Genomic DNA, 8,049 nt, shown 5'->3' with positions numbered 1-8,049 from the left:
GTCTTTTGTCCCCTGGACGGCGCAATTTTTCCTTGAAATCCGCCAGGATTCCTGCGAAAAAATTGCTTGCCAGCGGCCCAAAATCCCTCGCTGCTGGACACATCGCCAATTTTCAAACAAGCCCTACTGCGACAAGAGAAACAAAGGGGGAGAGCGGCCCTGTGATTGAGCTCAGAGACGTATCCAAAACCTTCCAGACCGCCGACGGCGTCCTTCAGGCCCTGTCCGGCGTGAGCCTAACCATTCAAGACGGAGACATCTTCGGCATTGTGGGCATGTCCGGCGCGGGCAAGTCCACCCTGGTGCGGTGCATCAACCTCCTGGAGCGGCCCAGCGGCGGCCAGGTGCTGGTGGAGGGCCTCATCGACGGCGCCCAGGGCCCCGTGGACCTGTGCAGCCTCTCCGCCGCCCAGCTCCGGCAGGCCCGGCGGTCCATCAGCATGATCTTTCAGCAGTTCAACCTGCTCATGCAGCGCACCTGCCTGAAAAACATCTGCTTCCCCATGGAGATTGCCGGGGTCCCCAAGGCCCAGGCCAAACAGCGGGCCCTGGAGCTCCTGGAGACCGTGGGCCTCCCCGATAAGGCCGACGCCTACCCCGCCCAGCTCTCCGGCGGGCAGAAGCAGCGCATTGCCATCGCCCGGGCTCTGGCCTCCGACCCCAAGGTCCTCCTGTGCGACGAGGCCACCTCCGCCCTGGACCCCACCACCACCCGGAGCATCCTCCGGCTCATCCAGGACATCAACCGCCGCCTGGGCCTCACCGTGGTGGTCATCACCCACGAAATGGCCGTGGTGGAGGAGATCTGCACCCGGGTGGCCATTCTGGAGCGCGGCCGCATGGTGGAGACGGGCACCGTGGAGGAGGTCTTTTCCAACCCCCAGACCGAGGCCGGCCGGCGGCTGGTCTACCCAGAGGGGGTCCAGATCGACCAGCTCCCGGCGGCCAACGTGGTCCGGGTGGCCTTCAACGGGGGCTCCTCCTACGAGCCCCTTATCGCCTCCCTGGCCATCGACTGCGGCGTGAAGGTCAATATCCTGGGGGCCGACACCCGCAATGTCAACGGCCGGGCTTTCGGCACCATGCTCCTGGGCCTGCCCCAGGATAAGGCCGAGTCCGCCAAGGCCATGAACTATCTCAAGGCCCAAAAGGACGTGACGGTGGAGGAGGTGCGCGACTACCATGAGTGAGCTGCTTGCCAACGCGGAGGTCCAGCGCCTCCTGCTGCTGACGGAGGACGGCCTGCTCTTCGCCATCTGGGAGACCCTCTACTCCACCGTCCTGGCCACCCTGCTGGCCTATCTCATCGGCCTGCCCCTGGGGGTGCTCCTGGTGGCCGGGGAACGGGGAGGCGTGGCCCCCCTGCCCACCTCTGTGATGCGGGTGCTGAACTTTATCATCAACATCCTGCGCTCGGTGCCCTTCCTCATCCTGATGGTCCTGGTCACTCCCCTGTCCCGGCTGGTGCTGGGGACCTCCATCGGCACCGCCGCCACCATCATCCCGCTGGTCGTGGCCGCCTTCCCCTTTGTGGCCCGGCTGGTGGAGGGCTCCATCCGGGAGGTGGACAAGGGCGTCATCGAGGCCGCCCAGGCCATGGGCTGCTCCCCCCTCCAGGTAATCGGCAAGGTGCTGCTGCCGGAGAGCCGCCCCTCCCTCATCACCGGCTTTACCACCGCCTTTATCACCATCCTCAGCTACGGCGCCATGGCCGGCGCTATCGGCGGCGGCGGCCTGGGCTCCATGGCCCTGATGCTGGGCTACCAGCGGCGAATGTACATCGTCCTGTATGTCTCTGTTGTGGTGCTGGTGATCCTGGTGCAGATTTTCCAGTCCGCCGGCACCCACCTGGCGGTGCGCATGGACAAGCGCCTCACCAAGGGGGGCCAGGCCCGGCGGGGTATCAAACAGAAGATCAAAGACGACAAACACATCCCGGGCTCCATGTGAAATTCGACGGGGCGGGCAAATCTGGCGGTTTGCCCGCCCCGTTTTTTTGTGGAGGATGCCAGATTGACAGAAGGGCCGCCTGGTTGTAAACTAGGGATAACCCAAGGAGAACTGAATAACGCCCCTCAAACGCAAGGAAGAGAAGAGTAAGCCGAAAGATACGGCACAGAGAGCCCGGTACGGTGGGAACGGGTACGGAAGGTTCGGCCGAAGATGGTCTCGGAGCGGCGCACCGACTGCGGAAGGCATTCCGCACAGGCTGCGACGGGTGCGCCCGTCAGCGCGCGGGAGTATGTCTGTACTCCGTAAGGCCCCTGTCGTGAGGCAGGAGTGAAGCAAGGTGGTACCACGAAGCGAAAGCTCTCGTCCTTGAAATTGGATTCAAGGGCGTTTTTTTGTGCCAGCTTTGGGAAAACCGCCTCCCCTGCGGAGGCAAGGAAAAGGAGAAGGAAACCATGAAAAAGCTCGTCTCTCTGTTCTGCACCGCGGCCCTCACCGCAGGCCTCCTGGCCGGCTGCGGCGGCGGCGCCTCCAGCACCCCCGCCCCCCAGGACTCCGCCGCCCCCGCCGAGTCCTCCTCCCTGGAGGGCGCCACCCTGCGGGTTGGGGCCTCCCCCGCCCCCCACGCCGAGATTCTGGAGGTGGCCAAGGACCTCCTGGCCCAGCAGGGCATCACCCTGGACATCGTGGAGTTCAACGACTACATCCAGCCCAACCTGGCGGTGGAGGACGGCTCTTTGGACGCCAACTACTTCCAGCACACCACCTATATGAATGAGTTCAACGCCAGCGACGGCACCCACCTGGTCAGCGCCGCCGAGGTCCACTATGAGCCCTTCGGCCTCTACGCCGGCAAGACCGCCAGCCTGGATGCGCTCTCCGACGGCGCCCAGATCGCCGTGCCCAACGACACCACCAACGAGGCCCGGGCCCTGCTGCTGCTGGAGCAGGTGGGGCTTATCACCCTGCGGGAGGGGGCCGGCATCACCGCCACCAAGGCCGACATTGAGGAGAACCCCAAGAACCTGGACATCGTGGAGCTGGAGGCCAGCCAGCTTCCCGTCCGGCTGGCCGATGTGGATATGGCCGTCATCAACGGCAACTACGCCATTGACGCCGGCTTGAGCGTGGCCGACGCCCTGGCCGTGGAGTCCGCCGGCGGCGAGGCCGCCCAGGCCTACGTCAACGTGCTGGCCGTCAAGGAGGGCCGGGAGAACGACTCCGCCATCCAGGCGCTGGCCGCCGCCCTGTGCAGCCCGGAGGTCAAGGCCTTCATCGACGAGACCTACAACGGCGCCGTGGTGGCTGTGTTCTGACAGACCCCCAGAGATGGGAGGAGGCCCGTCCGCCCAGGCGGCGGGCCCCCCTCTTTCCCTAAAATCATACTAAAATGGAGGGATTATCATGTCCATCGCCCACATTCTCACCGACCTCATCGGAAACACCCCCCTGCTGGCCCTAGAGCGCTACGCCCCCAACGCCCGCATCCTGGCCAAGCTGGAGTCCTTCAACCCCCTGTCCTCCGCCAAGGACCGGGCCGCCCTCTTCATGATCCGGGACGCCGAGGACCGGGGCCTCCTGAAGCCCGGCAGCGTCATCGTGGAGCCCACCAGCGGCAACACCGGGGTGGGGCTGTCCTACATCGCCGCCCTCCGGGGCTACCGGATGATCCTCACCATGCCGGAGACCATGTCCGCCGAGCGGCGGAGCCTCCTGGCCGCGCTGGGGGCCGAGCTGGTCCTCACCCCCGGGGCCCAGGGGATGAAGGGGGCCATCCAGAAGGCCCGGGAGCTGCTGGAGACCCTGCCCGGAGCCTGGATGCCGGGGCAGTTCGACAATTCCGCCAACGCCCGGGCCCACTACGAGACCACCGGCCCGGAGATCTGGCGGGACACCGGCGGGGCCGTGGACGTGCTGGTGGCCGGAGTGGGCACCGGCGGCACCCTCACCGGGGCGGGCCGCTATCTCAAGGAGCAAAACCCCCAGATTAAGCTGGTGGCGGTGGAGCCCGCAGAGTCCCCGGTCCTCTCCGGCGGCCAGGCGGGCCCCCACAAGATTCAGGGCATCGGCGCCGGCTTCGTCCCCAAGGTCCTGGACCGGGACCTGGTGGACGAGGTCCTGCCCATCCCCGGGGCCGAAGCCATGGAGACGGTCCGGGCTCTGGCCCGGACCGAGGGCCTGCTGGCGGGCATCTCCTCCGGGGCCGCCGCCCGGGCCGCTGCCCTCCTGGCCGCCCGGCCGGAGTACGCCGGCAAGACCATCGTGGCTGTCCTCCCCGACACCGGGGAGCGCTACCTCTCCACCGGAGTCTTCCAGGCCCCCTGACCCCCAAAACAGCCGCCCGCCCGGGATGCTCTCTCGGGCGGGCGGTTTTTGAGCCCCTCAGGGGGCCTGGAACATGCCGGTCATGTCCAAGGTGATCTCGGTGGTGTAGGGGTTGAGGAGCTGGTTGAAAATCTCCAGGCAGGCCGCCTGGTCCAGCTCGTAGCACCAGCGGACCCCGTTGTAGGTGGTGTCGCCGTCGCCGGGGAGGGTGGCGGTGGAGACCCCGGCGTCCAGGTCCACCCCCAGGGCCTGTCCGGCCAGCCAGGCGATGTCGGTGGCCGAGAGGTCGGTCTCCACGTTCTCGGAGAAGATGTCCACATAGGTTCCGATTTTCCCCGGGTTGGCCAGGACCTTTTTGGCCACGGCCACGAGGAGGTCCCGCTGGGTCTGGGCCCGGCCCACGTCGGTGTAGCCGGAGCCGTCGTTGTTGTGGCGGAACCGCACCACCTCCATGGCCTCCTGGCCGTCCAGGTGGGTCATGCCCTCGGTATAGTGGATGTGGAGAGGCGGGTCGGCGGTGGGGTCGTCGTAGTCCATATCGCAGGGGACATAGAAGTCCACCCCGCCCACGGCGTTCACCAGCCGCTGGAAGCCGTTGAGGCCCACCAGGATGTAGTAGTCGATAGGGATGCCGATGAGGTTGGAGACCGCCTCCCGGAGACCATCCACGCCCTCCCGGGCGTAGATGCTGTTGATTTTGGGGATGCTTCGGTCCACCAGGGTGTCCCGGGGGATGGAGACCACTCCCACGGTCTGGTTCTTGGTGTCATAGGCGGCCACCATGATGGTGTCGGTGTTGCCGCCCCCCTCGTCGGTGGCCACCAGCAGGAAGGTGTAGAAGCCCTCCTTTCGCATCAGGGGCTCCGGGGTGGGCTGGAGGCTCTCGTCCTCCGGGGTGTCCGGGTTGTCGCTGGCGGGGGACCGTGAGGGAACTTCCGCCGTGGGCGGAGGGGCCTGCTCCGGGGCGTGGACCAGGGCCTGGTAGGCGCAGAAGAGGACCACTACCAGGGCCGAGAGGACCACCGCCGTGCGGTAGAGGGTCCGCGCCGCCCGCCGGACGCGGGTGGGCCGCTTTCGTTTCGTTTTCTTCAAAAGGCGTTTTGCCACGGGGACCCCGTCCTCTCTTGTAGTGTGGGCGCTTACCAGTATACTGATTTAGACGGAGCAGGACAAGAGAAAGTTACCGCCTGAACGAAAATTTCAGAATTTTTTGTCACCGGGCTTGACAAGGGGCCCGGACTTCGTTTATAATGCACACAATTTCAGACAGGAAACCGATGACGAAGAGGAGTACCTCCGGAACGGAACCTCTCAGCGAGCCGCGGAGGGTGGAAGCGCGGCGGGGGACGCCGGAGGGAATGGACTTCTGAGGGCGGCGAAGGGCTTTCCGGCCTGGCAGCCAGACGGGAACTCCGCCCGTTATCAGGGGAGCCCGCGCTGTTCCGGCGCGGGAAAGCGAGCGGGCGCTTCCCGAATGGGAGGCGTCAATCCGGGTGGCACCGCAGAGGTCTTGGCCTTTGTCCCAGAGAATCCAAATTCTTGGGGCGGGGGCTTTTTTCATGCCCTCCCCCGCAAAAAAGGAGCGAGCGACATGACGCACATCCCCCACAGACTCTACCTCACCGAGGAGCAGATGCCCCGCCAGTGGTATAACCTCCGCTCCGACATGAAGGAGCAGCCAGACCCCCTCCTGAACCCCGGCACCCTGGAGCCCCTGAAGGAGGAGGAGCTCTACCCCATCTTCTGTAAGGCCCTGGCCCACCAGGAGATGGACGCCGCCACCCCCTTTGTGGACATCCCCGAGGCGGTGCGGAACGTCTACCTGATGTACCGCCCCTCCCCCCTGGTCCGGGCCTACGAGCTGGAGAAGACCTTGGGCACCCCCGCCCGCATCTACTACAAGTTCGAGGGCAACAACACCTCCGGCAGCCACAAGCTCAACTCCGCCGTGGCCCAGGCCTACTACGCCAAGGAGCAGGGCATCACCAGGCTCACCACCGAGACCGGGGCCGGCCAGTGGGGCACCGCCCTCAGCGAGGCGTGCAGCTACTTCGGCCTGGACTTGGACGTCTTTATGGTGAAGGTCTCCTATGAGCAAAAGCCCTTCCGCAAGGCCGTCATGGGGGTCTTTGACGCCCACGTCACCGCCTCCCCCTCCATGGAGACCGAGATCGGGCGGAAAATTCTGGCCCAGCACCCCGACACCACCGGCAGCCTGGGCTGCGCCATCTCCGAGGCGGTGGAGCGGGCCACCACCACCCCCAACTGCCGCTATGTCCTGGGCTCGGTGCTCAACCAGGTCCTCCTCCACCAGTCCATCATCGGCCTGGAGTCGGCCCTGGCCCTGGAGGAGCTGGGGGAGTACCCCGACGTGGTGGTGGGCTGCGCCGGCGGCGGCTCCAATCTGGGGGGCCTCATCGCCCCCTTCATGCGGGATAAGCTCACCGGGAAGCGGGACCCCCGCATCGTGGCGGTGGAGCCGGCCTCCTGCCCCTCCTTCACCCGGGGGAGGTACGCCTACGACTTCTGCGACACCGGAAAGGTCACCCCCATGGCCCGGATGTACACCCTGGGCTCCGGCTTCATCCCCTCGGCCAGCCACGCCGGCGGCCTGCGCTACCACGGCATGAGCCCCATCCTCTCCAAGCTCTACCACGACGGCTACATGGAGGCGGTGGCCTACCGGCAGACCGAGGTCTTCGAGGCCGCCGTCCTCTTCGCCAAGCGGGAGACCATCCTCCCCGCCCCGGAGTCGGCCCACGCCATCAAGGGGGCCATCGACGAGGCTCTGCGGTGCAGGGAGACCGGGGAGGCCAAGACCATCCTCTTCGGCCTCACCGGCACCGGCTACTTCGACATGACCGCCTACAAGTCCTACCTCAGCGGGAAGATGAGCGACCACGTCCCCACCGACCAGGAGCTTCAGCAGGGCTTCGACTCCCTCCCCGACATCCCCCAGAACCGCCTCTGAGCCCCGGCGGCGCGGGGCCTGCCGGAACATCCGATTACCGCAGGGAACACGCGGCGGAGAACAGTCTCCCGTTCTCCGCCGCGTGTTTCTGCCTGGCGCGCCGCCCCAGCCGCGTCCCTTATGGCCGGGGCAGCTCCTTTTTCACCACCGCCGGGACGCCGGCGGCCAGGGTATAGGGCGGGATGTCCCGGGTCACTACCGCGCCGGAGGCCACCACGGCCCCCTCCCCGATGGTGACGCCGGGGTTGACGATGACCCCGGCCCCCAGCCAGACCCGGTCCCCGATGGTGATGGGCAGGGCGTACTCCTCCCCGGTCCGGTCTCTCCCGGGGGAGCGGACCAGGGCCTCCACCGGGTGGCTGGCGGTGATGAGGGAGACCCGAGGGCCGAACATACACTCGTCCCCGATGGTAATGGGAGCGCAGTCGAGCATAATGCAGTCGTAGTTGGCGTAGAAATTCTCCCCCACCCGGATGTTGAAGCCGTAGTCGCAGCGGAAGTTGGGCTCCACATAGGCCCACTCCCCGGCGGCGCCGAAGAGCTCCTTGAGCAGGGCGCAGCGCTGGTCCGGGTCGCCGCTGTCGTCCAGGCAGATTTTACGGCACAGGGCCTGGGCCCGCATCCGCAGGGCGGAGAGCTCCGGGTCCCCGGGGTCGTAGAGAGCCCCGGAGAGCATTTTTTCCTTTTCTGTCATACTGTTTTCCCTCCAAGAAAGCGGACTGTCCCTAGGGCTTGTTTGAAAATTGGCGATGTGTCCGGCAGCGAGGGATTTTGGGCCGCTGGCAAGCAATTTTTTCGCAGGA

7 protein-coding genes and 1 other annotated feature are annotated in these 8,049 nt (G+C 66.2%); of the genes, 5 read left to right on the top strand and 2 right to left on the bottom strand.

The window, feature by feature from the left end; translation table 11 throughout:
* Window positions 1-161 precede the first annotated feature (161 nt).
* From Q0K09_RS09805 to cysK, 4 genes are all read left to right on the top strand, one after another.
* Entirely contained in the window at window positions 162-1,190 is a 1,029-nt protein-coding gene (locus Q0K09_RS09805) for an ATP-binding cassette domain-containing protein (protein ID WP_294475773.1), read from the top strand.
* The gene (locus Q0K09_RS09800) at window positions 1,183-1,950 is read left to right on the top strand and encodes a methionine ABC transporter permease (RefSeq protein WP_294475771.1); all 768 of its coding nucleotides are present in this window, start codon (window positions 1,183-1,185) and stop codon (window positions 1,948-1,950) included. Before Q0K09_RS09805 ends, Q0K09_RS09800 begins: the two co-directional genes overlap by 8 nt.
* 125 nt (window positions 1,951-2,075) lie before the next feature.
* Window positions 2,076-2,324: a binding site (T-box leader), on the top strand.
* 81 nt (window positions 2,325-2,405) lie between these two features.
* Complete coding sequence (locus tag Q0K09_RS09795) at window positions 2,406-3,266, top strand: MetQ/NlpA family ABC transporter substrate-binding protein (RefSeq protein ID WP_294475768.1); 861 nt, start codon at window positions 2,406-2,408, stop codon at window positions 3,264-3,266.
* A gap of 88 nt (window positions 3,267-3,354) precedes the next feature.
* Window positions 3,355-4,275: a cysteine synthase A gene (cysK, locus tag Q0K09_RS09790; RefSeq protein WP_294475767.1), complete on the top strand. Its 921-nt coding sequence runs from the start codon at window positions 3,355-3,357 to the stop codon at window positions 4,273-4,275.
* A 57-nt stretch (window positions 4,276-4,332) separates the two neighbouring features.
* Here the strand turns inward: cysK and Q0K09_RS09785 are convergent, their stop codons facing one another.
* Window positions 4,333-5,382: an LCP family protein gene (locus Q0K09_RS09785; protein ID WP_294475765.1), complete on the bottom strand. Its 1,050-nt coding sequence runs from the start codon at window positions 5,380-5,382 to the stop codon at window positions 4,333-4,335.
* Between the two features lie 484 nt (window positions 5,383-5,866).
* On the opposite strand from Q0K09_RS09785, the gene Q0K09_RS09780 reads away from it, so the two are divergent.
* Entirely contained in the window at window positions 5,867-7,246 is a 1,380-nt protein-coding gene (locus tag Q0K09_RS09780; protein WP_294475764.1) for a TrpB-like pyridoxal phosphate-dependent enzyme, read from the top strand.
* A 118-nt stretch (window positions 7,247-7,364) separates the two neighbouring features.
* Here the strand turns inward: Q0K09_RS09780 and Q0K09_RS09775 are convergent, their stop codons facing one another.
* Window positions 7,365-7,940, bottom strand: a complete 576-nt coding sequence (locus Q0K09_RS09775) for a sugar O-acetyltransferase (protein WP_294475763.1) — start codon at window positions 7,938-7,940, stop codon at window positions 7,365-7,367.
* Window positions 7,941-8,049: the final 109 nt, after the last annotated feature.

The sequence above is a fragment of the uncultured Intestinimonas sp. genome (assembly GCF_944387725.1).
Lineage (GTDB): Bacteria > Bacillota > Clostridia > Oscillospirales > Oscillospiraceae > Intestinimonas.
Note: the sequence above shows the minus strand (reverse complement) of the source record. Positions and strands in the feature narration are given on the sequence as shown.

Coding starts and splice junctions, on each gene's coding strand:
- Q0K09_RS09800 (WP_294475771.1), top strand. CDS start 1,183: ATGAGTGAGCTGCTTGCCAACGCGGAGGTCCAGCGCCTCCTGCTGCTG.
- Q0K09_RS09795 (WP_294475768.1), top strand. CDS start 2,406: ATGAAAAAGCTCGTCTCTCTGTTCTGCACCGCGGCCCTCACCGCAGGC.
- cysK (WP_294475767.1), top strand. CDS start 3,355: ATGTCCATCGCCCACATTCTCACCGACCTCATCGGAAACACCCCCCTG.
- Q0K09_RS09780 (WP_294475764.1), top strand. CDS start 5,867: ATGACGCACATCCCCCACAGACTCTACCTCACCGAGGAGCAGATGCCC.
- Q0K09_RS09775 (WP_294475763.1), bottom strand. CDS start 7,940: ATGACAGAAAAGGAAAAAATGCTCTCCGGGGCTCTCTACGACCCCGGG.